Source organism: Pseudomonas bharatica (assembly GCF_048586865.1).
Taxonomy (GTDB): Bacteria; Pseudomonadota; Gammaproteobacteria; order Pseudomonadales; family Pseudomonadaceae; genus Aquipseudomonas; species Aquipseudomonas bharatica.
This window is the reverse complement of the sequence record NZ_JBMAWR010000057.1, coordinates 1-1434: the sequence shown is the minus strand read 5'-3', so window position 1 is coordinate 1434 and position 1434 is coordinate 1. Positions and strand designations below refer to the sequence as shown.

At 53.8% G+C, this 1434-nt stretch carries 1 protein-coding gene; it reads right to left on the bottom strand.

Annotated features, from left to right (window positions below; genetic code table 11):
* Positions 1 to 28 precede the first annotated feature (28 nt).
* A protein-coding gene (locus tag ACKLLE_RS27105) for an IS3 family transposase (protein ID WP_420059604.1) occupies positions 29 to 1386 on the bottom strand; the annotation gives its coding sequence in 2 pieces (ribosomal slippage) (positions 29 to 910 and positions 913 to 1386; 1356 coding nt in all).
* Between the last annotated feature and the right edge of the window lie 48 nt (positions 1387 to 1434).

Genomic DNA, 1434 nt, shown 5'->3' with positions numbered 1-1434 from the left:
TGGACTGCCCCCGAAAAGTTGGACAGTTTTAGCTAGCAGCTTGAGCCCTGTAATCGACAGGGCTTAGGCCGTTTAACCTCAGCTTGATGCGGTCATGGTTGTAGTAGCGGATGTACTCGTCCAGACCGGTGGTCAGCTCTTCGATGCTCTCAAACCGCTTCAAATAGAAAAACTCAGACTTGAGCGTGCCGAAGAAGCTTTCCATAGCGGCGTTATCCAGGCAATTTCCTTTGCGCGACATGCTCTGCTTTACCCCACGCTGCTCAAGTTTTTCGCGGTATTGGCGCTGCTGATAATGCCATCCCTGATCAGAGTGGATGACCAGCTTCGGCTCCTTTCCCAAGCTACTCAGGGCTTTTTCCAGCATGTTCCCCACCAGCTCATAGCTTGGGCGGCGAGCGATCTCGTAGGCCACGATCTCACTGTTGTACAAGTCCATCACTGGTGAGAGATAGAGCTTTTGCTGAGCCACTTTAAACTCGGTTACGTCAGTTACCCACTTCTGATTGGGCCGCTGGGCAATGAAGTTTCGCTCCAGCAGATTCTCGGCAATCCTGCCTATTTCTCCTCGATAGGACCGATACTTTTTAGGCCGCACGACCGCCCGCAAACCTTGGTCGGCCATCAGCCGCTCCACAACCTTCTTGTTCACCAGGATGCCTTGATTCTTGATCGCAAGCGTCACGCGCCGATACCCATAGAGCCCTTTTTCCTTGTGATAGACCTGACCCACCAGCTCTTTCAGATGGGCGTGTTTATCCGGCTTTTGAAGGCTTTTGAGCTGGTAGTAGAAGGTGCTGTTCGACAACTCGACCAGGGCCAACAACGCTGACAGCGGGAATCGGGTTCGGAGTCTGGAGACGATCAGCGTTTTTTCTCTGGCCTTCGTTCCTTCTCCTCTCTCAAAGCCTTCAGCTCCTTTAGGACAGCGTTCTCCATGCGCAGATACTCGAGTTCTGCCATGAGCTGATCTCGCGGCTTCAGCGCGTCGTCAGTGTCAGTGGGTTTGAGTGGCTTGATCTTCTTGGACACGTCGGCAGACTTTTTTCGTTGAGTGGCAGTAGAGGTGGCAAGGTTGCCACTGTAGTACTGGTGCTCCCAAATGCCTACCCGGGAGGACTGTCCCAAGCCGAAGTGAGCTGCCGTTTGACGCAGGGAAAGCCGATGCTCGCGCATGTACTGCACGACCCTGCGCTTGAAATTGATGTCGTAGCGCTGACCGTGAGGTATGGGACTGATAGTGGAACGGGCTTTATAGCTCGCCACCCAGCGCCTCAGCAGGCTGAAATCGATACCGAAATGCTGGGCTACCTTTCGGAAACCATCGGTGCCCTCCAGGTAGGCAGTGATGGCTGTGAGCTTGAACTGCTCGGTGTACTTACTCATAACTCCCCCAAGGGTTGGATTAGTCTCCAACTTCTTGGGGGCAGTCCA